The 26537-nt window shown below is 60.6% G+C and carries 22 protein-coding genes; 14 read left to right on the forward strand and 8 right to left on the reverse strand.

What is annotated here, in order from left to right; translation table 11 throughout:
- Window positions 1-28: 28 nt before the first annotated feature.
- The 4 genes from parE (at window position 29) to LVW35_RS02430 (ending at window position 6153) form a co-directional block, all read left to right on the forward strand.
- A complete protein-coding gene (parE, locus tag LVW35_RS02415) occupies window positions 29-1936 on the forward strand; it encodes a DNA topoisomerase IV subunit B (protein WP_233893544.1) in 1908 nt (635 codons plus the stop codon).
- The gene (locus LVW35_RS02420; protein WP_233893545.1) at window positions 1936-2931 is read left to right on the forward strand and encodes an esterase-like activity of phytase family protein; all 996 of its coding nucleotides are present in this window, start codon (window positions 1936-1938) and stop codon (window positions 2929-2931) included. Before parE ends, LVW35_RS02420 begins: the two co-directional genes overlap by 1 nt.
- A 70-nt stretch (window positions 2932-3001) precedes the next feature.
- Entirely contained in the window at window positions 3002-5266 is a 2265-nt protein-coding gene (gene parC / locus LVW35_RS02425; protein WP_233893546.1) for a DNA topoisomerase IV subunit A, read from the forward strand.
- Window positions 5267-5442: 176 nt separating this feature from the next.
- On the forward strand, window positions 5443-6153 hold the full coding sequence (locus LVW35_RS02430) for a PqiC family protein (RefSeq protein WP_233893547.1): 711 nt from the start codon (window positions 5443-5445) through the stop codon (window positions 6151-6153).
- Window positions 6154-6201: 48 nt separating this feature from the next.
- Here the strand turns inward: LVW35_RS02430 and LVW35_RS02435 are convergent.
- From LVW35_RS02435 to LVW35_RS02445, 3 genes are all read right to left on the reverse strand, one after another.
- Window positions 6202-7424 (reverse strand): IS3 family transposase gene (locus LVW35_RS02435; RefSeq protein WP_233892000.1). Its coding sequence is split into 2 segments (ribosomal slippage): window positions 6202-7073 and window positions 7073-7424, totalling 1224 coding nucleotides; the frame shifts between segments, so codons are not numbered across the junction.
- Window positions 7425-7517: 93 nt separating this feature from the next.
- Window positions 7518-8849 carry an IS4 family transposase gene (locus LVW35_RS02440; RefSeq protein ID WP_233893548.1) on the reverse strand — a complete coding sequence of 444 codons (1332 nt, stop codon included), beginning with the start codon at window positions 8847-8849 and terminating at the stop codon, window positions 7518-7520.
- A gap of 195 nt (window positions 8850-9044) precedes the next feature.
- Window positions 9045-10550: an AhpA/YtjB family protein gene (locus LVW35_RS02445; RefSeq protein WP_233893550.1), complete on the reverse strand. Its 1506-nt coding sequence runs from the start codon at window positions 10548-10550 to the stop codon at window positions 9045-9047.
- A gap of 133 nt (window positions 10551-10683) precedes the next feature.
- Here LVW35_RS02445 and serB point away from each other — a divergent pair, with 133 nt between their 5' ends.
- The gene (serB, locus tag LVW35_RS02450; protein ID WP_233893551.1) at window positions 10684-11898 is read left to right on the forward strand and encodes a phosphoserine phosphatase SerB; all 1215 of its coding nucleotides are present in this window, start codon (window positions 10684-10686) and stop codon (window positions 11896-11898) included.
- Window positions 11899-12022: 124 nt separating this feature from the next.
- Here serB and asd read toward each other — a convergent pair whose 3' ends face one another.
- Genes asd through LVW35_RS02465 form a run of 3 tightly spaced genes read right to left on the reverse strand, consistent with a single transcriptional unit; the run spans window position 12023 to window position 15307 of the window.
- Window positions 12023-12883, reverse strand: a complete 861-nt coding sequence (asd, locus tag LVW35_RS02455) for an archaetidylserine decarboxylase (protein WP_233893552.1) — start codon at window positions 12881-12883, stop codon at window positions 12023-12025.
- A 15-nt stretch (window positions 12884-12898) separates the two neighbouring features.
- Window positions 12899-13714: a thiosulfate sulfurtransferase gene (gene rhdA, locus LVW35_RS02460; protein ID WP_233893553.1), complete on the reverse strand. Its 816-nt coding sequence runs from the start codon at window positions 13712-13714 to the stop codon at window positions 12899-12901.
- Window positions 13715-13771: 57 nt separating this feature from the next.
- Window positions 13772-15307: an HDOD domain-containing protein gene (locus LVW35_RS02465; RefSeq protein ID WP_233893554.1), complete on the reverse strand. Its 1536-nt coding sequence runs from the start codon at window positions 15305-15307 to the stop codon at window positions 13772-13774.
- Window positions 15308-15473: 166 nt separating this feature from the next.
- On the opposite strand from LVW35_RS02465, the gene motA reads away from it, so the two are divergent.
- Together motA and motB are read left to right on the forward strand one after the other, a co-directional pair.
- Window positions 15474-16325: a flagellar motor stator protein MotA gene (gene motA / locus LVW35_RS02470; protein WP_016976894.1), complete on the forward strand. Its 852-nt coding sequence runs from the start codon at window positions 15474-15476 to the stop codon at window positions 16323-16325.
- A 3-nt stretch (window positions 16326-16328) separates the two neighbouring features.
- Complete coding sequence (motB, locus tag LVW35_RS02475; RefSeq protein WP_233893555.1) at window positions 16329-17348, forward strand: flagellar motor protein MotB; 1020 nt, start codon at window positions 16329-16331, stop codon at window positions 17346-17348.
- A gap of 51 nt (window positions 17349-17399) precedes the next feature.
- On the opposite strand, the gene rsgA is transcribed toward motB, so the two are convergent.
- Entirely contained in the window at window positions 17400-18431 is a 1032-nt protein-coding gene (rsgA, locus tag LVW35_RS02480) for a small ribosomal subunit biogenesis GTPase RsgA (protein ID WP_233893556.1), read from the reverse strand.
- 109 nt (window positions 18432-18540) lie between these two features.
- Between rsgA and orn the strand changes: the two genes are divergently transcribed.
- Together orn and LVW35_RS02490 are read left to right on the forward strand one after the other, a co-directional pair.
- Window positions 18541-19083, forward strand: a complete 543-nt coding sequence (gene orn / locus LVW35_RS02485) for an oligoribonuclease (RefSeq protein WP_233893557.1) — start codon at window positions 18541-18543, stop codon at window positions 19081-19083.
- 35 nt (window positions 19084-19118) lie between these two features.
- The gene (locus tag LVW35_RS02490) at window positions 19119-19736 is read left to right on the forward strand and encodes a trimeric intracellular cation channel family protein (protein ID WP_175403002.1); all 618 of its coding nucleotides are present in this window, start codon (window positions 19119-19121) and stop codon (window positions 19734-19736) included.
- Here the strand turns inward: LVW35_RS02490 and queG are convergent.
- Window positions 19733-20797, reverse strand: a complete 1065-nt coding sequence (gene queG / locus LVW35_RS02495; RefSeq protein ID WP_233893559.1) for a tRNA epoxyqueuosine(34) reductase QueG — start codon at window positions 20795-20797, stop codon at window positions 19733-19735. The two genes, LVW35_RS02490 and queG, sit on opposite strands and share 4 nt — an antisense overlap.
- A 63-nt stretch (window positions 20798-20860) precedes the next feature.
- On the opposite strand from queG, the gene LVW35_RS02500 reads away from it, so the two are divergent.
- From LVW35_RS02500 to miaA, 5 genes are read left to right on the forward strand one after another with little or no spacing between them, the layout of a single operon-like run.
- Window positions 20861-21721, forward strand: coding sequence for an NAD(P)H-hydrate dehydratase (locus LVW35_RS02500; RefSeq protein WP_233893560.1), 861 nt, complete (start codon window positions 20861-20863; stop codon window positions 21719-21721).
- Complete coding sequence (gene tsaE, locus LVW35_RS02505) at window positions 21709-22179, forward strand: tRNA (adenosine(37)-N6)-threonylcarbamoyltransferase complex ATPase subunit type 1 TsaE (protein WP_233893561.1); 471 nt, start codon at window positions 21709-21711, stop codon at window positions 22177-22179. The genes LVW35_RS02500 and tsaE overlap by 13 nt, the downstream gene beginning before the upstream one ends.
- Before the next feature lie 15 nt (window positions 22180-22194).
- Complete coding sequence (locus LVW35_RS02510) at window positions 22195-23616, forward strand: N-acetylmuramoyl-L-alanine amidase (protein ID WP_233893562.1); 1422 nt, start codon at window positions 22195-22197, stop codon at window positions 23614-23616.
- Complete coding sequence (gene mutL, locus LVW35_RS02515) at window positions 23616-25532, forward strand: DNA mismatch repair endonuclease MutL (RefSeq protein ID WP_442799585.1); 1917 nt, start codon at window positions 23616-23618, stop codon at window positions 25530-25532. The genes LVW35_RS02510 and mutL overlap by 1 nt, the downstream gene beginning before the upstream one ends.
- Window positions 25532-26503: a tRNA (adenosine(37)-N6)-dimethylallyltransferase MiaA gene (miaA, locus tag LVW35_RS02520; RefSeq protein ID WP_233893563.1), complete on the forward strand. Its 972-nt coding sequence runs from the start codon at window positions 25532-25534 to the stop codon at window positions 26501-26503. Before mutL ends, miaA begins: the two co-directional genes overlap by 1 nt.
- The last annotated feature ends 34 nt before the right edge of the window (window positions 26504-26537 follow it).

The following is a 26537-nucleotide window of genomic DNA, read 5'->3' on the forward strand; positions in this document are numbered from 1 at the left end:
TTAATCGAACGACTCACGACGAGACCCCATGGCCACTCCCAGCGCTAGCTCTTATAACGCCGACGCCATCGAAGTCCTCTCGGGCCTCGACCCGGTGCGCAAACGTCCCGGCATGTACACCGACACCAGTCGGCCGAACCACCTTGCCCAGGAAGTCATCGACAACAGTGTCGACGAAGCCCTGGCCGGTCACGCCAAGTCGGTGCATGTCATTCTCCACGCTGACCACTCCCTTGAAGTGTCCGACGATGGTCGTGGCATGCCGGTGGACATCCACCCGGAAGAGGGTGTGCCTGGCGTCGAGCTGATCCTCACCAAACTGCATGCCGGCGGCAAGTTTTCCAACAAGAACTACCAGTTCTCCGGCGGCCTGCACGGTGTGGGTATTTCCGTGGTCAACGCCCTGTCCACGCTGGTGCGGGTCAAGGTCAAGCGCGACGGCAACGAGTACCAGATGACCTTCGCCGATGGCTACAAGGCCACCGACCTGGAAGTGATCGGCACCGTTGGCAAGCGCAACACCGGCACCAGCGTTTACTTCGCGCCCGACCCGAAATACTTCGATTCGCCGAAATTCTCCATCAGCCGCCTCAAGCACGTGCTCAAGGCCAAGGCCGTATTGTGCCCAGGCCTGTTGGTGACCTTTGAAGACAAAGGCACCGGCGAGAAGGTCGAGTGGCACTACGAAGATGGCCTGCGTTCGTACCTGGAAGATTCCGTCAGCGACTTCGAGCGCCTGCCCAACGAGCCGTTCTGCGGCAGCCTGGCCGGTAATAAAGAAGCCGTGGACTGGGCACTGCTGTGGTTGCCGGAAGGTGGCGACAGCGTGCAGGAAAGCTACGTCAACCTGATCCCGACGGCCCAGGGTGGCACCCACGTCAACGGTTTGCGCCAAGGCTTGCTGGATGCCATGCGCGAATTCTGCGAGTACCGCAACCTGTTACCGCGCGGCGTGAAACTGGCGCCGGAAGACGTGTGGGAGCGCATCGCGTTCGTGCTGTCGATGAAAATGCAGGAGCCGCAATTCTCCGGCCAGACCAAAGAGCGCCTGTCCTCCCGCGAGGCGGCGGCGTTTGTCTCCGGCGTGGTCAAGGACGCCTTCAGCCTGTGGCTCAACGAGCACCCTGAACTGGGGCTGGCCCTGGCAGAACTGGCGATCAACAACGCCGGCCGTCGTCTGAAGGCCAGCAAGAAAGTCGAACGCAAGCGCATCACCCAGGGCCCGGCATTGCCCGGCAAGCTGGCCGATTGCGCCGGGCAGGACCCGATGCGCTCCGAGCTGTTCCTGGTGGAAGGTGACTCCGCCGGCGGTTCCGCCAAACAAGCGCGGGACAAGGAGTTCCAGGCGATCCTGCCGTTGCGCGGCAAGATCCTCAACACCTGGGAAGTCGATGGCAGCGAAGTCCTGGCCAGCCAGGAAGTGCACAACATCGCCGTGGCCATTGGGGTTGACCCAGGCGCAGCGGACATGAGCCAGCTGCGCTACGGCAAGATCTGCATCCTCGCCGACGCCGATTCCGACGGCCTGCACATCGCCACGCTGCTGTGCGCGTTGTTCGTCCAGCATTTCCGCCCGCTGGTGGATGCCGGTCACGTCTACGTCGCCATGCCGCCTTTGTACCGGATCGACCTGGGCAAGGAAATTTACTACGCCCTGGACGAAGCCGAGCGTGACGGCATCCTCGACCGCCTGGTCGCCGAGAAGAAACGCGGCAAGCCACAGGTCACGCGATTCAAGGGCCTGGGTGAAATGAACCCGCCACAACTGCGTGAAACCACCATGGACCCGAACACCCGGCGCCTGGTGCAGTTGACGCTGGGCGAAGACTTCGCCGCCACCTCGGAAATGATGGACATGCTGCTGGCGAAGAAACGCGCGCCGGACCGCAAGTCCTGGCTGGAATCCAAAGGCAACCTGGCCGAGGTTCTGGGCTGATGCGCACAGGTTTCGCCCTGGCGATCCTGATGTTGAGCGGGCTGGCGGCTACCCCAGTGGGTGCCGCGCCCGTGGCTGACTTGAAACTGGTGTCCGAGCACCCGGTGGACGGCATGCGCGGTGGCAATCTGTCGGGCCTGGCCCAGTGTGGCAAGGAATTGTGGACGGTTTCCGACCGCGATGACGACCAAATCTACCGCCTGCATATCGGCGCGCCGACCTGGCAGGCCGAGGCGGTAAAGATTGACGTGCCACCGGTGCCGGAATCCGGGCTGCCCTGGGGTTTGCGTTCGCGCACCAAGGCCGCCTCGTTCATTCGCGGTGGCGACCTGGACTTTGAAGGCATCACCTGCGATGCCGCCGGCAACCGCTACATAGTCAGCGAAGCTCATGCGGCGGTGCTACAAGTGCCGGTGACGGGCGCGGCGGAGTGGTTGAAGATCGCGCCGGGCATGGTGCGTGAAGCGCGGGCCAGCGGCATGTTGCTGCACTTCAACGCGTTGTTTGAAGGCCTGGCGATCAACCCCGAAGGCAATCAGATCTGGCTGGCGGCTGAGCGTGAGCGGCGCGGGCTGATTTCGATCAAGCGTCCGCAAAGCCTGTGGGATTGTGATGGCCCTTGCGTATTGTTAAGCGAGGCCGGCCAGGAAGTGCAGCCGGCCAAGTTCACCAATGCCAAGGCGGTGTCCAAGGATTTCGCCGACCTGGCGCTGTTCAACGGCAAGCTGTTTACCCTGGAGCGCAATGCGTTCCAGATTTGCCGGCGTGATGCAGCCACGGCCAAAGTCGAGCTGTGCTGGTCGTTTGCCGACGAAACCCTGACGCCGGAACGCAGTTATTCGCAGCCGTATGGCCTGGCTGAAGCCTTGGTGGTGGACGCAGAGGGTGCCTGGCTTGGTATCGACAACAACTTCGGCCCGCGTGCCGACGGTGAAAAACGCCCGGTGGTCTATCGTTTCGCCGCCCCGGCCGGTGGTTGGAGTGCCCAGCCATGAACTTGAATTTTCTTGAATTGACCCGACGTCGCGACATTTTCGCTGCGTCTTACCAAATGATGAGGCCCGCATGAGTGACATCCTCGCAGACAGCTTAGATGGCGTAGAACGCCGGTCGCTGGCTGACTTCACCGAAAATGCCTACCTCAACTACTCCATGTACGTGATCATGGACCGTGCCTTGCCGCATATCGGCGATGGCCTGAAGCCCGTACAGCGGCGCATCATTTACGCCATGAGTGAGTTGGGCCTGGATGCCGATTCCAAGCACAAGAAGTCGGCGCGTACCGTCGGTGACGTGCTCGGTAAGTTTCACCCCCATGGCGATTCTGCCTGCTACGAAGCCATGGTGCTGATGGCCCAGCCGTTCAGCTATCGCTATACACTGGTAGACGGCCAGGGCAACTGGGGCGCGCCGGATGATCCCAAGTCCTTTGCCGCCATGCGGTACACCGAAGCCCGTCTGTCGCGTTACTCGGAAGTCCTGCTGAGTGAGCTGGGGCAGGGCACCGCAGACTGGGGGCCGAACTTCGACGGTACTCTCGACGAACCGCTGGTGTTGCCGGCACGTTTGCCGAATATTCTGCTTAATGGCACTACCGGCATCGCCGTGGGCATGGCCACTGACGTGCCGCCGCACAACTTGCGTGAAGTCGCCACCGCGTGCGTGCGCTTGCTGGATGAGCCGAAAGCCACGGTGGAACAGCTCTGCGAGCACATCCAGGGCCCGGACTACCCGACCGAAGCGGAAATCATCACGCCGCGCGCCGACTTGCTGAAGATGTACGAGACCGGCAAGGGCTCGGTGCGCATGCGTGCCGTGTACCACATCGAAGATGGCGACATCATCGTCACTGCACTGCCGCACCAGGTGTCCGGTGCCAAGGTGCTGGAGCAGATTGCCGCGCTGATGCAGGCCAAACCGTCGAAATTGCCGCAGGTTGCCGACCTGCGTGACGAATCCGACCACGAAAACCCCTGCCGCATTGTGATCATCCCGACCAGCAGCCGGGTTGACCACGAAGTATTGATGCAGCATCTGTTTGCCAGTACCGACCTTGAGTCCAGCTACCGAGTCAACGTCAACATCATCGGCCTGGACGGCAAGCCGCAGCTGAAAAACCTGCGCAACCTGCTGGTGGAGTGGCTGGAGTTCCGGGTCAACACCGTGCGTCGCCGCCTGCAATTCCGCCTGGATAAGGTCGAGCGCCGCCTGCACCTGTTGGACGGTTTGCTGATTGCCTACCTCAATCTGGATGAAGTGATCCACATCATTCGTACCGCGGAGCACCCGAAAGCCGAGCTGATCGCGCGTTTCGAGCTGAGCGAGATCCAGGCCGACTATATCCTTGATACCCGCTTGCGCCAGTTGGCGCGGCTGGAAGAAATGAAGCTGCGCGACGAACAGGACGCGCTGCTCAAGGAACAAGCCAAGCTGCAAGCCCTGCTGGGCAGTGAAGCCAAACTCAAGAAACTGGTGCGCAGCGAGCTGATCAAAGACGCCGAAACCTATGGTGATGACCGTCGGTCACCGATTGTGCAGCGTGCTGAAGCGAAAGCGCTGACAGAAACTGAGTTGTTGCCGAACGAGAAAATTACCGTCGTTCTGTCGGAAAAGGGTTGGGTTCGTTCAGCCAAAGGGCATGATATTGACGCCACTGGCCTGTCTTACAAGGCCGGCGACGGGTTTAAGACCGCCGCGGCCGGGCGTTCCAACCAGTTTGCGGTCTTTATCGACTCTACCGGGCGCAGTTATTCGGTGCCGGCCCACACCTTGCCGTCTGCGCGGGGGCAGGGCGAGCCGTTGACCGGACGCCTGACACCGCCGCCAGGCGCGAATTTCGAGTGTGTGTTGCTGCCGGACGACGATGCGCTATACGTGATCGCGTCCGACGCGGGTTACGGTTTTGTGGTGAAGGGTGAAGATCTGCAAGCCAAGAACAAGGCGGGCAAGGCTTTGCTGAGCTTGCCGAACAACGCCAAGGTGATCCTGCCGCGGCCGGTGGACGACCGTGAGAGCAACTGGCTGGCGTCGGTAACCACCGAAGGGCGTTTGCTGGTGTTCAAGATCAGCGATCTGCCGCAGTTGGGCAAAGGCAAAGGTAACAAGATCATTGGTATTCCTGGCGAGCGGGTGGCCAGTCGCGAAGAGTACGTGACCGACATCGCAGTGATCCCGGAAGGTGCGACGTTGGTGCTTCAAGCCGGTAAACGTACGTTGTCGCTGCGCCCTGATGACCTTGAGCACTACAAGGGTGAGCGTGGTCGGCGGGGTAACAAACTGCCGCGTGGCTTCCAGCGGGTAGATGCTTTGCTGGTCGAAACGCCGGTTTAACGCGTATTAGAGCCCTCGATCTACGATTTAACGCGTAGATCGACGCTTTGGCGCTGGAGTCATGGCGCATATTCACGGATGATATGGCCTTTCCAGCGCCGGCGTGGCCGAGCGCGTTTAGGTTATTTTTAGTATTACATTGTGGTTTGCCTTGTGGCAGCCACCTGGATGGGATGATGACTGCTCCACGCCTTCCTTTTATTTTTATGCTCGCTGGCCTTTTGGGGTTGGCGGGTTGCAGCACACACCAACCTGTGTCGCTGTACCAGCTGGATAGCGGAAGTCCGGCTCAACCTGCACAGACTGCCGGCATGGCCGTCTTGTTGGGCCCGGTGGTCGTCGCCGACTACCTGCAACGCGAAACCCTGCTTCAACGTCAGAACGATGGAAGCCTGCAAGGTTCCACCGATGGTCGTTGGGCGGGTAGTTTGTCGTCGGATATCAACCAGCTGATGTTGCGCCAGGTGGCAGGTCACCTGGATAGCCAGCGTGTGGTGCTGGCGCCCGCGCCGACCGGTTTTACCCCGGACGTGCAGGTGTTGCTGACCATTACCCGCCTCGACTCCGGTACGTCGCAACCGGCGATTCTCGATGCGCAATGGCGCTTGATCGATCGTCGTGGTCAGGTACGTGATAACCGCATCGTGCACCTGCAGGAACAGCACACCGGCACCACCGCGTCCCAGGTTCAGGCTCAGGGCGTTTTGTTGCAACATCTGGCAGAGCAGTTGTCGGTGGCCCTCAAGCCATTGGCCAACCAACCGCCGATTGCTGAAGCGCCACGCAAGCAGAGCGCCCCGGCGCAGGCCAAACCGGCATTACCGCAGAAGCCGAAGATGCCGATGGCGACGCCGATCCGCACGGATATGGAAGTGTTCAGATTTTGATCTGAGTCGCATGTCTAGTCCTGAAATAGGTTTACACCTGTTTCAGTCTCAAAACGCTCGATGCACCGCATCGGGCGTTTTGTATTTCAGGGACATGTGTGGCCTTTCCCCGTTGTAGATCAGCACCGACTCACCCACCATCTTCACTGCATCCGCCAGATTTTTAGGGCGATACAGCAGAAACTCGGTCTTCAAAATGCCGTTTATCCGTTCCGCCAGAGCATTCTGGTAGCAGTCATAGCCGTCGGTCATCGAGCATCTGATGCCATGACTGGCGTGCAAGCGCTGATAAAGCTCAGAGCAGTATTGGGCTCCGCGGTCTGAATGATGGATTAGTGGAAGCGTGGTTTGGCGTTCACCAACTGCCTTTTCCATCGCTTTGATCACCGACTCGGTATGCAAACTCGCATGCACATGATGGCCTACGATCTTGCGCGAGTAAGCGTCTGTCACCAGGCTCACATAAGCCACGCTTTCCTGTGTCGGCAGGTAGGTTATGTCTGCAACCCACACCTGCTCTGGCCTGTTGGGTACGATCTGCTTCTGGCCCGCTTTGAGCAGGTTAGGATGGCGGCGAAAGCGGTGATGGCTGTCCGTCGTTTTGTGGTAAGCCCGTTTGCGCACAACCAGTTCTCGAGCGTTGCGCAGGATGCTGAACAGGCGGTCTCTGCCGACCTGCACTGATGCGCCAAATTCGACGCTCATCAGGTAATGCAGCTTGCGCGTGCCGATCCGTGGCTGGCGTCGGCGCTTTTCAAGAACAAAGTCCATCACCTCTTGATCTTGGCGAGCCCTCGCGTCGAAAGCCCGATTTCGTTGGTAATATGCTTGGCGCGAAATGCCCATGAACAGGCAAGCCCTGGTGATGCTCAGGTCTTGGATTTGCCCTTGCGAGAGGACTTGCCGGGTCGCTTTTTTACGACAGAAACACCGTAGTCATTCTTCAGAACATTCACGACGGCTTCGAAGAACTGCGCTTTCTGGTTGCTTAGCGCCAACTGCTCTTCGAGCTCTTTGATCCGCTGCTCGGGTGTTAGCGGGAGGGGTGGCTCAGTCATGGACCTGCTCCTCGGTTCTCGAATTGAGGCGCCCTGACTCCAGTCCTGCCGGCCGTGCTTGCGCAGCCAGACCAGTACCGTGGACCGGCCCTGAATGCCGTAGCGCCGTTGAGCCTCTTTATAACTCAACTCGCCCTTTTCGACCTGGTCTACGACCGATAATTTAAAGGCTAGCGTGTAGTCACGCTGGCTTCGCCTTTTGCCCGCATCCATTGGCTCCTCCTGAAGATAGGTCAGAAGGTGTAAACCTTATTCAGGACGGGACAGCAGATACAAAAAAGGCCCGCTGATTCAGCGTAATGCTGTTCACTTAAGCGGAGCAGCCTTACGGTCCACTGGAAACCGGGTCTTTGAGATCTTCACCGTCCTTGGCCTCGCAGGTCTGGGGCGGTGATCCAGAAACAATCCGCCAATACCTTTCCTCAATTCCGCCAAGCGTCTTCCTGTAGCTGAAACCGGATTGGCTGCTGCCATCACGATCAACTGCACGGCAATGTATTGGCAGACCGGCTTAAAGCGTATATCCGACGGTGCACGACCAAACGCTACTGCTGCTTGACCAGCCTCCCGCCGAATCACGTTGTAAGCCAGCAAAAGCCCCCACACTTCCTGATAGACCAAGTCGACTCTCTTACTACGCAAGGTCACAGCATTCTGCTGCATGGAGCTTTTGATATCCCTGAAGCCCAACTCGATTTCCCAGCGCTCCTGATAGAGTTTGGCAACGACCTTGGTGCTGTAGGTGTTGGCTGGCAACGATGTCATGACCGTTTTTACTCTGCCTTGGATTTCATAGCTGACTTCACGGGCTTCCCAATGGGTACCAAGAGCCGGATTTCTCTTTCTGGCTTGCGGTGAGACCTTCATGCGCACCAAGCGGTCGTGCTCGCCGTAACGGATCACTTCTTCACAGACCATGCCTTTTTTGGCGGGAATCAACCAATGACGATGGGTTCCGGTGTTACTCAGGCTCAACAGCATTTCTGCGCCCCAAAATCCTTTATCGAATAGCGTCACGGAGTGATCGGGGACTTGCTGCAAAAACTCGTCGGCCAAGCGCATTTCACTGCGCCGGTAAGGCCCTAATTGTGCATCCAGGATTAAGTGCGAACGCACATTCATTAGCGCTACCAAGCGCATCATGGGGAAGGGAGTCTGACGATCACTGGGCGTATTTCCTGACCCGAAATGATCTCGAAGCTCGGGTGTGTCCGGTGTGCGCAAGAGCGCACCGTCCACCGCGAAGACCTGCAAACCGTGCCAGTCGTCCTCGTTGTAGCGCTCCGAGCCCCATTGAGTGCCGGTTTTACGGAATAACCACTCAACTGGATCGGCCCCTAGTCGCTTGCGGGCTTCAGTGACACCGCTTCGGGCCAACAAGTGGTCGCAAGCGAGGCCTTGAGCGCAAATGTTCAACCGTCTAGCGACCTCATGAACAGGCTCATTACGAAACGACGCCATGCCAAGCACCAACCAAAGTACCTGATCGGCGGGCAAGCGACGCCGACGAATAGTGGCCTGACTGGATAGATCCAGCGCAGACGCAACCCATTCTATGGGGATGTTCTGGGTGAAAGTGCTTAGGTCGCAGAAGTTGAAAAGGTCGCCGAGGTCGAGCAGGTCCTGTTGAACAGACATAAAAAATCCGATGCCAGAGGTCTGGCATCGGATTTTCCAGGAAGCCTCGCTTTAGCTCAAATGCTTAAGTGAACAGCATTACGCTGATTCAGCGGGCCTTTTTGTTTGTACATGATTTGAGCCACACCAAAGACCCAATGTGGGAGCGGGCTTGCTCGCTCCCACACAACCCCATAGTTGGTTTAGCGGTGTGCTCTATAGCTTGGTGCGGGTCTCGTGCATCCGCGCCAACTGCCGCTCCAGCATCGACGGGTACGGTTCCATCAACCGCTCCACGCAACTGGCACCCTCTGGGCTGGCAATCGGGCGGATACGCGCGCGCTGGCGGATCAGTGTGTCTTCGCTGATCTTGCGCTCTACCAGCAGCAGGTTGCGGCTGTGTTGGGACAGGGCCAGGGCGTCCTGGGCGCTCTCGGTCAGCAGCAGGTCGATCTGGCTCATGCCAAACAGATCATCGCTTACCGTCAGGCCCAGTTGCAGTTGCAAGGTGATGCCGCTGTCGGCCACTTCGATCTGCAGGGCGTGGCCCAAGGCGCGCAACAGTTCGCCGCAGCAGATCGCGTTGGTCAGGTAGTCTTCGCCGCTGTCTTCACTGTGGAACAGCATCAGCGTGCTGCCGTCGTTCAGGGTATGCAGTTCGCTCTGGTACAGCGAAGCCGCCTGGTCGAGACAGTCGCGGTAGCGTTCCAGAAGTTCGGTCAGGCGTGCGCGGGGTAGGCGACGCAACTGATCCTGAGCGCCCAATTGCACAGCCAATACGGCGCTGAACTGGGGTTCGGCGCTCTTCACCGGGGCCGGTTTCGGTGCGACGGCCGGGGCGCTGGCCGAGGTGTCGCGCAGGTCGGCGAACGGGTCTTCGTCGTCCAACTCGTCTTCTTCGGCTTTGAACGCCTTGCGGGTGGCAGGCTTCAAGCCCGCTACCGGAGCGTCTGGCACTTCAAACTCAGGCTCGTCGTCGTAGTCGGTTTCGTCGAATTCAGGCTCCGGCTCCACTTCGCGCACCACCGGTTCCGGGGCGAAGCTGGCGTGCAGCTGGCGGGCGAGGTCGCCGATTTCGTCCTGGCGGTCGGTGGCCGGAGTGTGTTCGTCGATATCCCGCAGCCAGATGCGCAACTGCATCAGTGGCGTGGAGATATGCCGACCCAGGCGCAGGCTCAAGGCCAAAGCCAATGCCAACAGGATCGCGCTCAAGATGCCCATGCTTTGCAGGCTGATGGTCATCGGCTGCTGGAATTGCTGCATGTCCAGGCTGATGCGCAATTGGCCGGCCTTCACATCCTGAAACGTAATATTGCTCTGGTAGAGGCCTTCGGCTTCACCCAGCAAGCCGTTTTTCGGGCGCTGCCCGGCTTCGGCCATGATCCGGTTGTCCACGCTGTAGATGGCGGCGTGGGCCACCAGCGGGTTCTTGGTCAGGTTGTTGAGCAGCACGTTGAGGCTGAGGATGTCGTTAGACACCAACAGCTCAGTCGCCGAAGTGGCGGTCTGGGTGGTCAAGCTCTCGCCCAGGGCGTCGGCTTGCTCGTGCATGGCCTGTTTGAACTGCAAACCCATCACGCAGGCGTAGATCACCAGGGCCAGGGCGACCAGGATCACGTTATGGCTGGCGATGCGTAATGCGATCGGTACACGGCGGTGGCGCAGTGCCCGGAAGATCAGCAGGAAGAAATTATCGGTTTTTACTGGCGTGGGCCGGTTCACTTGCGCTCGGCTCTTGGTCCGTGAAGTTGACGCGCAGTATAGCGACAGCCCTAGGACCGGCAAAGCGCTGGCTGTGCCCGATGGTCACTGAAAGTGGGTAGAATGCGGTTTTTTTCCAGCCTGGGGGTGCGCCTTGCGCGAAATTGTCCTGATTAACATCACTGGTGAAGACCGCCCGGGTCTTACTGCGGCTATTACGGGTGTTCTGGCTCAGGGTGGTGTGAACATTCTCGACATCGGCCAGGCGGTGATCCACGACACCCTGTCGTTCGGCATCCTGGTTGAGATTCCGAGCACTGAGCAGGCGTCTTCGGTGCTCAAGGACATCCTGTTTACGGCGTACAAGCTGGATCAGCAGGTGCGTTTCACCCCAGTGTCGGAAGAGGACTACCAGCAGTGGGTCGCCGGCCAGGGCAAGAAACGCCACATCGTGACGCTGCTGACCCGCAAGGTCACCGCTGAGCAGCTGCAGCGCGTCAGCTCCATCACTGCGCAATATGGCCTGAATATCGACCATATCGACCGTCTGTCGGGTCGCATGCCGCTGGACACCCCGGCCGACAAAGGCAAGGGTTGCATCGAGTTCTCCGTGCGCGGTGAGCCGGCTGACCCGCAAGCGCTGCGCGCCGAGTTCCTCAGCGTGGCCCAGGAGCTGAATGTCGATATCGCGTTCCAGGAAGACTCACTGTTCCGCCGTAACCGCCGCCTGGCGGTGTTCGACATGGACTCCACACTGATCGAAGCGGAAGTCATCGACGAATTGGCCAAGGCGGCCGGCGTGGGCGAACAGGTTTCCGAGATCACCGAACGCGCCATGGCCGGTGAGCTCGACTTTCGCGCCAGCTTCAAGGAGCGCCTCGCGCTGCTTAAAGGCCTGGACGTCAGCGTGCTGGACGCCATCGGCGCCTCCCTGCGCCTGACTGAAGGCGCCGAAACCCTGTTCGCTGAACTCAAGCGCCTGGGCTACAAAACCGCCATCCTGTCCGGCGGCTTCACCTACTTCGCCAAGCAATTGCAGGCCAGGCTGGGCATCGACTACGTGTTCGCCAACGAGCTGGAAGTGGTGGATGGCAAGGTGACCGGTGTGGCGGTTGAGCCGATTGTCGACGCACAGCGCAAGGCAGATCTGCTCAAAGAATTGGCGCACAAGGAAGGGTTGCGCCTGGAGCAGACCATTGCGGTCGGCGACGGTGCGAATGACTTGCCGATGCTGGCGATTGCCGGGTTGGGGGTCGCGTTCCGTGCCAAGCCGTTGGTGAAGCAGTCGGCCAAGCAGGCGATTTCGACGCTGGGGTTGGATGGGGTGCTGTATCTGCTGGGCTTCCGCGATCGCGATGGCCAGCTGTAACTGAATAAATGCGTTAAAAAATTGTGGGAGCGGGCTTGCTCGCGAAAGCGGTGGGCCAGTCAACATCAATGTTTGCTGGGCCGACGTCTTCGCGAGCAAGCCCGCTCCTACATTGGGTTTTGCTTTAGGCTTTTGGCAGTGCGATGCCCTGGCCCATCTGCACCGGCGAACCTGCAACCAATGCTTCAGCCCACTTCACCTGTTCCGGCCCAAACAGCACGATCGCGGTCGAGCCCAGTTTGAAGCGACCCAGCTCCGCACCTTTCTCCAAATGGATCGGTGCACGCGCAGCTTCGTCATAACGGAACGTCTTCAGTTCACGCTTCGGCGGCGTCACCAGCCCAGCCCACACGGTTTCAACCGACGCCACAATCATCGCGCCCACCAACACCACCGCCATCGGGCCGCGTTCAGTATCGAAGATGCAGGCAACGCGCTCGTTACGCGCAAACAACTCAGGCACGTTTTCAGCGGTGGTCTGGTTGACCGAGAAGATGCGGCCCGGGATATAGACCATTTCGCGCAGCGTGCCGGCCAGTGGCATGTGCACCCGGTGGTAGTCCTTCGGCGACAGGTAGATGGTGGCGAAGTCTCCGCCCATGAACGGCGCGGCTACGGCCGAGTCGCCTCCCAGCAGTTCCAGCACGCTGAAACTATGGCCCTTGGCCTGGAACACTCGGCCATGCTCGATCGGGCCCAACTGGCTGACAGCACCATCGGCTGGGCTCAACACCGCGCCTGGGGTTTGATCCAGTGGGCGCGCGCCGTCTTTGAGGGCGCGGGTGAAGAAGGCGTTGAAGTGCTCGTAGGCGGTCACGTCTTCAACCAGGGCCTGGGACATGTCCACTTGATAGCGCTTGGCGAACCAGGTGGTGAAGGCATTCTTGAACCAACGCACGCGGCATTCGGCGATGCAGCCGGCCAAACGCGACAGCAAGTGGTGCGGCAGCAAGTACTGGCTGAGGATAAACAACTGCTTTTTCATAACTGTCCTTAAACCTTAAATCTCGACGGGGGTGTCGGGGTGGTTGCCCCATTCGCCCCAGGAACCGGCATAACCTTTGACTCGTGGATAACCGAGCGCCTTGGCCACCAGGTAGGTGAAGCCAGAGCGGTGGTGAGTCTGGCAGTGGGTGATGATTTCTTTGTCCTTGGTCAGCCCGAGGTCTTCGAGGATCTGCGGCATGTCGCGGCGGATGCGCAGGCTGCGCGCCTTGTCCATTCCGGCGGTCCATTCGAAGTTCACCGCGCCGGGGATGTGCCCGCCTTTGGCTGCGAGCACCTTTTCGCCGGAATATTCCAGCGGACCGCGCGCGTCCCAGATGCCCAGGTCGGCAGCGCCCAGGCGGCTTTGCAGGTATTCACGGGTGGCGGTTGGGCTGTCGTGCAGCGTGAGGTCGACCGGGCCGCCGACGGGGGCGGGAGCTTCGGTCGAGAGCGGGTGCTTCTCTTCCAGCCAGGCCAGCAGGCCGCCGTCGAGGTAGTGATATTTCTGGTGGCCGATCACGTCGAGCATCCAGATGAACCGCCCGGCCCAGCCACCGCCTTCGTCGTCGTAGACCACGTAGGTCGCGTCCGGGGTGTGGCCCAGTTCTCCGAACAGTTTTTCCAGGTCCGCCTTGTTGGGCAGCAGTCCGGGTGCCGGCGGCTGACCCAGTTGGGTGCGCTTGGGGTCAACGAAATGCGCGCCGGGGATATGCCCTTCGGCGTAGCGGGCGGCACTGGTGAGGTCCACCAGTATCAGGTGTTCGGCATCGAGGCGACCAAGCAGGTCGCTGGATTCGATCACCAGCGGCAAGCCAGAGAAGTCAGGCATGTGAGGTCTCCTGGGCACAAATGTTGGCGATAAAAGATGGCGATTGTAGCGCAAGCATCAGGCGCTGCGGTTGGTAAAGCAGTGCAGGGCTTTCTCGATGCATTGGGCAGTTTTGCCGAAGGCCTGCACGGTGGTTTCCGAGAACGGCCCGCCGCCCTGGTCGGCCACCATCAGCATCACCACCTTGCCATTACAGCTCAAGGAGCGCAGCAACAGGTGTTCGCCGGTGAACAGGCGGCGCAGGATCGGCGGCAGCAAAGCCGAAAACTGCGCGTGGTTTTCAGGGTTGAGGCGTACTTGGGCGGACTTTTCCAGCAAGCGCTGCAGCAACGTACTGTTGACCACATCCAGGCTCAAATTGGCCGCATCCTTCGGCAGGCCATCAGCCTGGTGCACACGCAAGGTGCTCATGGCGCGGTCAGCCATCAACAACATGACCCGCTGCATACCACTGGCCACCAGGGCCTCCTTGGCGCAGGTGGTCAAGTGCATGGCGTTGGCAAAGCGGCTCGGCTCTACCAGCAGCTCGGTGCAGCGCTTGCGCCACACGGCCAGAGCCTCGGCAGTGGGCGGCGGCGCTGGGAGCAGGCCGCGATGAATCTTCTGTACATGCCACGGCCAGATCAGCGACAGCGCCGGGTGCCAGAGGTCGGGCATCAAGGCGGTGCGGGCGCTGGTGACAGCCTGTTGGTGGACCAGTTGCTGCACCTCGCCCAAAGGCTGTTGCAGGTACAGCGCAGTGAGCAATTGCCAGCGTTCGGTATGCGGGCAGGTCCAGGACTCCTGGGCCGACATCGCCAGGCCGTTGGCCAGCAGCACGGTGTTGGCCGGCTGGTTCAACCAGCGGCGCAGATTGGGTTCGGCGTCGAGCAGTTGCTGGTGGCGCAATGGGTCGTCTTCGCGGGCGATGTGCAGCGCCTTGACCAGCAAGCGTTGCTCGCTCATCAGCAACGTGTAGCCCTGGGACACCCAGATCGGCAGGTGCCAGGCTTCGGTCAAGCCAACACATAGATCAAGCAAGCGTACGCCGAACAATTCCTGCTCGACCAGGCGCGCTGCTTGGCCCTTGTGGATAACCCGCAGCTCCCATTCTTCGAGGAGCTTGGGGTAGGCGACCGCCATCGGCCACAACGGCGACAGAAACAGCAGGCTGCCCCAGTGGATGTCCTGCCACAGTCGCGCCAGGCGGCTGCCGAACAAGCCGTTGGCTTGTTGCGACGCGTGCTGGCTAATCAGTAACAGTTGGCGTAGCGCCACGGGGATCTCGTTGGCCGGCACCGAGGGCAGGCGCGCCAGCAACTCTTCAGCGCGCTTGAGGCCCAGGCGGTTGAGCGCCACTTCGAGGTTTTCCGCCGGTTCCGCCAGGCTGCCATGGGTATGGCTGTTGGCCTCGCGCATCACGCTGAGCACGAGCGCCGGGCTGCTTTGCATCAGCTCGGCAATATCTCGCAATGAACTGCGACTGTCGCGGATGCCTTTGCACACACGGTCGTGGCTGGCCTGGGGCACAGGCAGCAGCACATCGTCCAGGCGCTTGATCCAAGCGGCGAGAGAGTTGGGTTTTGCACTTGGGACTGTCGTTTCATTAGCCATGATAGGGGCGCGATCATCACTTGCGGTCTACACGCCCGGAGCGGGCCGAACTGGCTTTTCGCCTTAACGGGCTATAGTCTGGCGCAGTTTTGCCGATAAGTAGAACAAGAGTTTTCTGCTACACCCAATATGTCCATGAACCCGACGGCGCAAGTACTCATCCCCTATGGCTAAAATTATCGGCATCATCGTCGTCATCGCAAGCGTGCTCGGTGGCTACGTCCTGTCCCACGGTAAAATTGCTGCGTTGATCCAGCCCTTCGAAGTGCTGATCATCGGTGGTGCGGCGTTCGGTGCATTCTTGCAGGCAAACCCCGGCTACATGACCATGCACGTGGTCAAAAAGTCGCTGGGCATGTTCGGTTCGCGCTTTACTCACACCTTCTATCTTGAGGTGCTGGGCCTGGTCTATGAGATCCTCAACAAGAGCCGCCGCGAAGGCATGATGGCCATCGAGGCCGACATCGAAGACGCCGCTGCCAGCCCGATTTTCGCCAAGTACCCGGCCGTGCTCAAAGATGAGCGCATGACCGCCTATATCTGTGACTACCTGCGCATCATGTCCTCCGGCAACATGGCCCCCCATGAGCTGGAAGGCCTGTTCGACATGGAGTTGTTCAGCCTTAAGGAAGAGCTGGAGCATCCGTCCCACGCTGTGACCGGCATCGCTGACGGTATGCCGGGTTTCGGTATCGTCGCGGCGGTACTCGGTATCGTGGTGACCATGGCTTCCCTGGGCGAGGGCGACCAAGCCGCCATCGGCATGCACGTAGGTGCGGCGCTCGTCGGTACATTCTTCGGTATTCTCGCGGCCTACGGCTTCTTCGGCCCGCTGGCCACCTCTTTGGCCCATGACGCCAAGGAAGAAATCAACCTGTACGAATCGATCAAGGCCAGCCTGGTCGCCTCCGCTTCCGGCATGCCGCCGTCGCTGGCCGTGGAGTTCGGTCGCAAGGTGCTGTATCCGAAACATCGCCCAAGCTTCGCCGAGCTGGAACAAGCGGTGCGCGGTCGCTAAGCCATGGAAAACAACCAGCCGATAATCATCAAGCGCGTCAAGCGCTTCGCTGCGGGGCACCATGGCGGCGCCTGGAAAATCGCCTTCGCCGACTTTGCGACGGCGATGATGGCGTTCTTCCTGGTGTTGTGGCTGATGTCCACCGCCACGCCGGAACAGAAGATCGCCATCGCCGGTTACTTCAAAGACCCGATTGGCTTCTCGGAAAGCGGCACGCCCTTCGTGATCGACCTGGGCGGCTCGCCGCAACTGGCGCCTGAGCGCACCATCAACCCGGAAATCAAGACCGAGTCGCCTCAGGAGAAAATCCCGATCGAGCGCGACACCGTCGAGTCCATGGCCGAACAGGTCGAACAGGAGCGCCTTGAGTTGCTGCTGCAAGAGCTGCAGACCAAAGTCGAAGAAAACCCGCAACTGCTGAAATTCAAGGATCAGATCTCCTTCGAGATCACGCCGGAAGGCTTGCGCATCCAGATCACCGACGCCGCCAACCGGCCGATGTTCGACTCCGGCAGTGCACGCTTGAAGCCGTACTTTGAAGACATCCTGCTGGCCATGGCCGACACCATCAAGGCGGTGCCGAACAAGATCAGTATCAGCGGCCACACCGACGCCAAGCCTTATGCGGGCCAGGGTGACTTCGGCAACTGGGAACTCTCGGCCAACCGCGCCAACGCTGCGCGCCGTGCGCTGGTGGCCGGCAGCTACCCAGACCCGCAAGTCGCGCGCGTGGTGGGGTTTGCGTCGTCGCAGCTGTTTGACCATCAAGACCCGTTCAACCCGGTCAACCGCCGGATCGACATCGTGGTGCTGACCAAAAAGGCTCAGCGTGCGATTGAAGGCGATCAACCGCCGGCGCCGCAACCCACTCCAGGCGCAGGCGCGCCGGGTGAGGTGCCGGCTGATCCGAACGCGATTCCACCCGGGCAGGAGCCTTTGCCGGCACATGAACTGCGCCAGAAGCTGAACCTGTTTGATGAGGGTGGGGTAAAGGATCCTACGGTGCCTGGGACGGGGTCCTAGGCTTCACATACAATAAGGCCGCGATGATCGCGGCCTTATTGTATCTGCGGTTTAGTAACTGCTTTCGGGCAAGCTTGCAATGATCGACCGATAGCTGTTCATCCGCTGCTGCTGCACACGCCCATCCTCCAGCGCCTTGAGCAACGCACAGCCCGGCTCGCGGTCGTGTTTGCAGTCGCGGAAGCGGCAGGTGCCGATCAGGTCATTGAATTCGATGAAGCCCGCTTCCACATCGCTGCGGCTGACGTGGCCGAGGCCGAATTCGCGGATGCCTGGGGAGTCGATCAGCTCACCGCCGCCGGGGAAGTGGAACAACCGCGCGGTGGTCGTGGTGTGGGTGCCCTGGCCGGACAGTTCCGACAGCGGGCCTACGCGGGTGCCAACTTCCGGCAGCAGGCTGTTGACCAGCGAGGATTTGCCCACGCCCGACTGGCCGACGAACACACTGATGCGCCCGTCCAACTGCTGTTGCAGCTGTTCCATGCCGTTTCCGTGATGGGCCGAGACTTCCAGCACCGGATAACCCAGTGTGCGGTACACCGCCAGCAAGGCATTCAGCGCCGGGGCGTTCTGCTCGTCGATCAGGTCGAATTTGTTCAGCAGCAACAACGGGCGAATACCGGCATGCTCGGCGGCTACCAGGTAGCGGTCGATCAAGTTGGCATGCGGCTCAGGCAGCGGCGCGAACACGATCACGATCATGTCGACGTTGGCCGCCACCGGCTTGAGCTGGCCACGGCTGTCCGGACGGCGCAGTTCGGTGGTACGCGGCAACTGGGCGACGATCACGCCGATGCCTTGGTTACCGGCACGCCATACCACTTGGTCGCCGGTAACCAGCGCAGGCAGGTTGGCGCGTAAGTGGCAACGGAACACAGAGCCTGCGAGTTCGCCTTCGAGCGCCTCGACTTCGACCTGCACGCCAAAGTGTGCGATCACCAGGCCCGTTTGTTCGGGGCCCAGGTCGCCGCCTTCAAGCGCTTCCACGGCGGAGGATTCACGTTTGGCGGCGCGCGCGGCGCGTTCACCTTGAATCTTTTCGATGCGCCAGTTTTGGCGACGATTGAGCTGGCGTTTGGCCATTGGTGTTCCGTGTCGATAATGCAAAGGTTTAGATGAAGCGGTCGCGAGTCTAGCACGGCCCCGCCTGCTAAACTGCGCAGCTACGCCAAGGTGCCAAGAGAATCAAGCCATGCAAAACCCACAGAACCTGATTTGGATCGATCTGGAAATGACCGGTCTGAACCCTGATACCGACGTCATCATCGAGATGGCTACGATTGTCACCGACAGCAACCTCAACACCTTGGCCGAAGGTCCGGTGATCGCCATCCACCACAGTGACGCCGTCCTCGCCACCATGGACGAGTGGAATACCCGCACTCACGGCAACTCCGGACTGACCCAGCGCGTGCGTGACAGCCGCATCGGCATGGCCGAAGCCGAAGCCGAAACCATCGCCTTCCTGGAAAAATGGGTACCCAAGGGCAAGTCGCCGATCTGCGGCAATAGCATTTGCCAGGACCGTCGCTTCCTTTATACGCACATGAAGGCGCTGGAAAGCTACTTCCACTACCGCAACCTGGATGTGTCCACGCTTAAAGAACTGGCTGCGCGTTGGGCGCCGGAAGTCAAAGATAGCTTCCATAAAGGCAGCACCCACCTGGCGCTGGATGATATCCGCGAGTCGATCGCCGAGTTGCAGCATTACCGCAAGCATTTCATCAAGGCGTGATCTGGCCCGCTCACTACAAAATCGCAAGGATCGCCATCATGCTGCTGATGCTCTACCTCATCGCCATCACCGCCGAAGCCATGACTGGCGCGCTGTCGGCCGGGCGACGTGGGATGGATTGGTTCGGGGTGGTGCTGATCGCGTGTGTGACGGCGCTGGGGGGCGGTTCGGTGCGTGACGTGCTGCTCGGGCATTACCCGCTGACCTGGGTCAAGCACCCGGAATACCTGGTGCTGACGTCAATCGCGGCGCTGGTGACGATCTTCATCGCGCCACTGATGCGCCGCCTGCGTTCGCTGTTCCTGGCGCTGGACGCCGTGGGCTTGGTGGCCTTTACCCTGATCGGCTGCATGACGGCGCTGGAAATGGGCCACGGTATGCTGGTGGCGTCGGTCAGCGGGGTGATCACCGGGGTCTTCGGCGGCATCCTGCGCGACATCTTCTGCAACGACATCCCGCTGATCTTCCGCCGCGAGCTGTATGCCAGCGTGTCGTTCCTCGCCGCCTGGTTCTACCTGCTGTGCCTTTATCTGGAGCTGCCCAGCGAGCAAGCGATATTGCTGACCCTGTTCAGCGGCTTTCTATTGCGCCTGCTGGCAATCCGTTTTCACTGGGAAATGCCCAAGTTCGTCTATAACGACGACGTGCACTAGCGGCTGGCGTGCTGGTTCAGCGCCCACTCCACGTGTTCGCGCACCAGTTCCGACGGAAAATCCCGCCGTGCCTTCAAGGCTTCAAGCACCTGAATGCTCGATGGTGCATTGCCCAGGCCCACCGCAAGGTTGCGCAGCCAACGCTCATAGCCGGCACGACGCAAGGGTGAGCCCTCGGTGCTGCTGAGGAATTTGTCCTCGTCCCACATAAACAACTCGGCCAGTTCTGCGTTATCCAGATTGTGGCGGGGCTTGAAATCACTTTCGCCGGTGGCGCGGGCGAAACGATTCCACGGGCAAACGATCTGACAGTCATCGCAGCCAAACACACGGTTGCCAATCAGTGGGCGCAGGTCCTCGGGGATCGCGCTCTTCAGCTCGATGGTGAGGTAGGAAATGCAGCGTCGCGCGTCCAGCACATAGGGACCGACGAAGGCATTGGTGGGGCAGATGTCCAGGCAAGCCGTGCAGCGGCCGCAGTGTTCGGTGCTGTGGGGCGCGTCAACCGGGAGCGGCAGGTCGACGAACAGCTCACTCAGGAAGAAGTAGCTGCCCGCCTTGCGATTGAGGACCAGGGTGTTTTTACCGATCCAGCCCAGCCCGGCTTTTTCGGCGATGGCTTTTTCCAACACGGGTGCGCTGTCGACAAAGGCGCGGAAACCGAACGGGCCGATCTGTGCTTGGATGCGATCAGCCAGTTGCTGCACGCGTTTGCGGATCAGCTTGTGGTAGTCGCGGCCCAGGGCGTAACGCGAAATATAGGCTTTTTCCGGCTTGGCCAGCAATTGGGCCATTTGTGTGTCGCCCGGCAGGTAATCCATGCGTAGCGACACTACGCGCAAGGTGCCGGGCACCAGTTCGTCAGGGTGGGAGCGTTTGCTGCCGTGGGCGCCCATGTACTCCATCTCGCCGTGGTAGCCCGCGTCGAGCCAGCGTTGCAGGTGCTGTTCGTGCTCAGCCAGGTCCAGGCCGCTGATGCCGACTTGTTGAAAGCCCAGCTCGCGGCCCCAGTCTTTGATCGATTGGGCGAGGGCAGGCAGATCGGTGGTGATGGCAGGCATGAGACAAGGGAAACCGCAGGTTAGATAGGTATAATTCTGCCAGACATCGGAGCTCGAAGACGCATGCCGCAGACAAAACACGCAATAACCGACGTACAGTCCCTGTTGCACGGCCATTTGCCGCAACTGGCTGCGCGTTACCCGGACGCCTATAAAGGCCAGTTCGGCCACCTGCTGGTCATTGGCGGTGACCGTGGCTTTGGCGGCGCTGCGTTGCTGAGTGCTGAAAGTGCCTTGCGCAGTGGCGCCGGCATGGTGTCCTTGGCGACGCGCCTGGAACACGTGCCGGCCGCGTTGGCTCGTTTGCCGGAAGTCATGACCGTCGGCGTCAGCTCGGCCAATCAGTTGATGGCCTTGCTCGAAAAAATCTCGGTCATTGTGATCGGGCCTGGGCTGGGTGATGCGTCCTGGGGCAAAAGCCTGCTTTCTGTCGCCGCCAATGCCAGCTTGCCGCAGGTCTGGGACGCCGACGCCTTGAGTCAGCTTGCCACCGGCAGCGTCAGCTTGCCGGCCGACTGCGTGATCACCCCGCATCCCGGTGAGGCCGCGCGGTTGTTGGGGATTTCGACAGCCGAGGTTCAGGCCGATCGTCTTAAGGTGGCGCGCGCGTTGAGCCAGAAATTCAATGCAGTGGCTATCCTCAAAGGTGCTGGCAGTTTGATTGCCAGCCCGGATGGGCGTGTTTCGCGGTGTGACCAAGGTCACCCGGCGATGGCGACGGCAGGGCTGGGCGATGTATTGGCCGGCCTGGTAGGCGCACTGCTGGCGCAAGGCATGCCCGCTTATGAAGCAAGTTGCCTGGCCGTGTGGCTGCACGCCACGGCGGGGGATCGCCAGGGCACCTTTGGTCGCGGCTTGGCTGCCAGCGACTTGATACCTGCCATTCGTCAATTGTTGGAGGAACAGTCGCCGTGTCTGAAGTAATCCTGTATTTGGCCGATGAGGAGGCCATGGTTGCGTTCGGAAACCGCATCGCCCAGGTCACCACCGGGAAAGGGCTGATCTTCCTTGAAGGCGACTTAGGGGCGGGGAAAACCACGTTGTCTCGCGGGATTATCCGAGGATTGGGCCATAAGGGGGCAGTAAAAAGCCCTACGTTCACCCTGGTGGAACCCTACGAAATTGGAGGGGTGCGAGCGTTCCATTTCGACCTCTATCGCCTGGTTGATCCCGAAGAACTCGAATACATGGGCATCCGCGATTACTTCGATGAAGATGCGTTGTGCCTGATCGAGTGGCCAGATAAAGGCACAGGCTTTTTGCCAAAGCCGGACCTGACCATTACCATTACGCCGCATGAGCACGGACGTCAGTTGAAGTTGTTGCCCCAGAGCGCGCGCGGCCAGTCGTGGTGCGCCGCTTTGGCATTGGAATTCAAATAATTGGTGGGGTTAGGTATGCGCTTTCGCGCGTTGGTTGCTGTCGTGGGGGTGTTGCTTGCGGCAATGACTGTCAATGCTCTGGCTGCTTCACAGGTGAAAAGTGTTCGCCTTTGGCGAGCGCCGGATAACACACGCCTGGTGTTCGACCTGTCTGGCCCGGTCCAGCACAGCGTCTTTACCTTGACGTCGCCTGATCGCCTGGTGATCGACATCAACGGCGCAACCCTGGCCGGGCCGCTGAATGTCTCTACTGCCAATACGCCTATTACCGCCATGCGCTCGGCCCAGCGTACGCCGACTGACCTGCGTGTGGTGATCGACCTGAAAAAGGTCGTGACCCCAAAAAGCTTCTCTCTGGCGCCTAACGCCCAGTACGGCAATCGGCTGGTGGTCGACCTGTTCGACAACCCCGCCGATGCAGCGCCTCCGCCTGCACCGACGCCCAGCGTAGCAACCGTACCAGCTGTGCCGGTCAACCCGTCGCAACCGCAGGTCAAACTGCCACCGCCACCACCGGCTCCCGCTGGCAAGCGGGATATTATCGTCGTGATTGACGCCGGTCACGGTGGTGAAGATCCGGGGGCTTCCGGTTCGCGCGGTCAGCATGAGAAGGACGTGGTACTGGCCATCGCTCGCGAACTGCAGCGCCAGGTCAATGGCATGAAAGGCTACCGTGCCGAGTTGACCCGTACTGGCGACTACTTCATTCCATTGCGCGGTCGTACCGAAATTGCCCGTAAAAAGGGCGCGGACCTGTTCGTGTCTATCCACGCCGACGCCGCGCCTTCGACCGCGGCCTTTGGTGCCTCGGTGTTTGCTCTGTCGGATCGCGGCGCGACGTCCGAAACCGCGCGTTGGCTGGCCGACAGCGAAAACCGTTCCGACTTGATCGGCGGGGCCGGCAACGTGTCCCTCGATGACAAGGATAAAATGCTCGCCGGCGTCCTGCTCGATCTGTCGATGACCGCATCCCTGACGTCCAGCTTGAACGTGGGCCAGAAGGTCCTGAGCAACATCGGCCGCGTGACCTCGTTGCACAAACAGCGCGTGGAGCAAGCCGGGTTCATGGTGTTGAAGTCGCCGGATATCCCGTCGATCCTGGTCGAGACAGGCTTTATCTCCAACTCCAACGAGGCCTCGAAGTTGGCCAGCGCCAGTCACCAGCAGGCATTGGCGCGCTCGATCAGTGCCGGTATCCGTCAGTTCTTCCAGCAGAACCCGCCGCCGGGCACTTACATCGCCTGGCTGCGCGACTCCGGGAAAATCGCCCAGGGCCCCCGTGACCATCGCGTGCAGCCGGGCGACACCCTGGCGATGCTGGCGGTGCGTTTCCAGGTGTCGGCCGCGACCTTGCGCAGTGCCAACAACCTGAAGACCGATGAATTGAAAGTCGGCCAGGTATTGACCATCCCCGGCACTGAATTGGCGGCACAGTAATGAGCGAATCACTTCTGAACAGCGGATCGCGCATTGAGCTGCTGAGCCCGCGCCTTGCCAACCAGATTGCTGCCGGTGAAGTGGTCGAGCGTCCGGCATCGGTGATCAAGGAGCTGCTGGAAAACAGCATCGACTCCGGCGCCAAGCGCATTGATGTCGACGTGGAGCAGGGTGGCGTCAAGCTGTTGCGCGTGCGTGACGATGGCAGCGGCATTTCCGCCGATGACTTGCCGCTGGCCCTGGCGCGTCACGCCACCAGCAAGATCCGCGACCTGGAAGACCTTGAGCGGGTGATGAGCCTGGGCTTTCGCGGTGAGGCCCTGGCCTCTATCAGTTCCGTAGCCCGCCTGACCCTGACGTCCCGCACTCGCAGCGCCGAACAGGCCTGGCAAGTGGAAACCGAAGGCCGCGACATGGCGCCTCGGGTCCAGCCGGCAGCCCATCCTGTGGGAACTTCGGTGGAAGTGCGCGACTTGTTCTTCAACACTCCGGCGCGGCGCAAATTCCTCAAGGCCGAAAAAACCGAATTCGATCACCTGCAAGAAGTCATCAAGCGTCTGGCCCTGGCCCGTTTCGATGTGGCTTTTCATCTGCGGCATAACGGCAAGACCATCCTCAGTCTGCACGAAGCTCACGATGACGCCGCGCGCGCTCGCCGGGTGTCGGCGATCTGCGGGCCGGGTTTCCTGGAGCAGGCGCTGCCGATTGAAATCGAGCGCAATGGCTTGCGGTTGTGGGGTTGGGTCGGTTTGCCGACCTTCTCCCGCAGCCAGGCGGACTTGCAGTATTTCTTTGTGAACGGTCGAGCGGTGCGCGACAAACTGGTGGCCCACGCGGTGCGCCAGGCTTATCGCGACGTGCTATTCAATGGGCGCCACCCGACGTTTGTGTTGTTCTTCGAGGTCGACCCGTCGGTGGTGGATGTCAACGTGCACCCCACCAAGCACGAAGTGCGCTTCCGTGATGGACGCATGGTGCATGACTTCCTCTACGGCACCCTGCACCGCACCTTGGGTGATGTGCGCCCGGACGATCAGTTATCCGCGCCGATTGTGACGGCAGTGGTCCGCCCGAGCGGCCCGCAAGCGGGTGAGTTCGGGCCTCAGGGCGAAATGAGCCTGGCGGCCAACCTACTGCAATCGCCGCAGTCACAACCTTCTTATACCGCGCCGAATTCCGGCGCTGGCTCCGGTTATCAATACCAATACACGTCGCGCCCACAGTCGGCGGTGCCGGTGGCCGAGGCCCAGGCGGCTTATCGCGAGTTTTTCGCGCCGCTGCCGGGTGCCGAGCCGGGCGCGCCTGTAGCCTTGCCGGAAGGCGGTGGAGATATCCCTCCGTTGGGCTACGCATTGGCGCAGCTCAAGGGCATCTACATCCTGGCGGAAAACGCCCATGGCCTGGTGCTGGTGGACATGCACGCCGCCCACGAACGGATCATGTACGAACGCCTCAAGATCGCCATGGCCAGCGAAGGTCTCAGTGGCCAGCCGCTGTTGGTGCCGGAGTCCCTGGCGGTCAGCCAGCGTGAGGCTGATTGTGCCGAAGAACACCACGGCGTCTTCCAGAAACTAGGCTTTGAATTGCAGCGCCTGGGCCCGGAAACCCTGGCCATCCGCCAGATTCCCGCGCTGCTCAAGCAGGCCGAGGCCAACCGTCTGGTCGCCGACGTGCTGGCAGACCTGATGGAATACGGCACCAGTGACCGTATCCAGGCGCACATCAACGAACTGCTCGGCACCATGGCCTGCCACGGCGCCATCCGAGCCAACCGCCGCCTGGCCCTGCCGGAAATGAACGGCCTGCTGCGCGATATGGAAAACACCGAACGCAGCGGCCAATGCAACCACGGCCGACCGACCTGGACCCAGATGGGCCTGGACGATCTGGACAAACTCTTCCTGCGCGGCCGTTGATGAGTGCCTTGCCCCCCGCGATCTTCCTGATGGGTCCCACGGCCGCCGGCAAGACCGACCTGGCCATCGAGCTGACCAAGGTGCTGCCGTGCGAGTTGATCAGCGTCGACTCTGCCCTGGTTTACCGGGACATGGACATCGGCACGGCCAAGCCGTCAAAAGAGCTGTTGGCCCAATATCCACATAAGCTGATCGACATCATCGATCCGTCAGAGAGCTATTCGGCCGCGGATTTCCGCACCGATGCCCTGGCTGCCATGGCTGACATCACCGCGCGGGGCAATATTCCGCTGCTGGTGGGCGGTACGATGCTCTATTACAAGGCTTTGCAGGAGGGACTGGCGGATATGCCGCCGGCCGATGCACAGGTGCGTGCCGAACTCGAGGAAGAGGCCGCACGCCTTGGCTGGCAAGCCTTGCACGACCAATTGGCAGCCGTGGACCCGGTGTCCGCCGCGCGCATTCACCCCAATGACCCCCAGCGCCTCACTCGTGCGCTGGAAGTCTGGCGTGTCAGCGGGCAGACCATGACTGAACATCGGCTGAAACAAAGTGCGCAAAGTGCTGACGCAGGCGCATCTGGCGCGTCTCAATTGCCCTATACTGTGGCGAATCTGGCCATCGCTCCGGCAAATCGCCAGGTGCTGCATGATCGAATTGCACAAAGATTCACAATTATGTTGGAACAGGGGTTTGTGGACGAGGTCGTAGCTCTGCGTTCCAGAGGTGACCTGCATCCAGGGTTACCTTCGATACGTGCCGTAGGCTACCGCCAAGTCTGGGATCATCTGGATGGCAAGCTGACGTCAGCCGAAATGCAGGAGCGCGGCATCATTGCCACGCGCCAATTGGCGAAACGCCAGTTCACCTGGTTGCGCAGCTGGAGCGATTTGCACTGGCTGGACAGCCTGGACAGCGACAATCTGTCACGCGCCTTGAAATACTTGGGCACGGTCTCCATATTGAGCTGAGTCCTTGCAATTGCCGTCTATCCTTGGGGGTGTG

Origin of the sequence: Pseudomonas sp. HN11, assembly GCF_021390155.1 — a bacterium.
Classification (GTDB): Bacteria; Pseudomonadota; Gammaproteobacteria; order Pseudomonadales; family Pseudomonadaceae; genus Aquipseudomonas.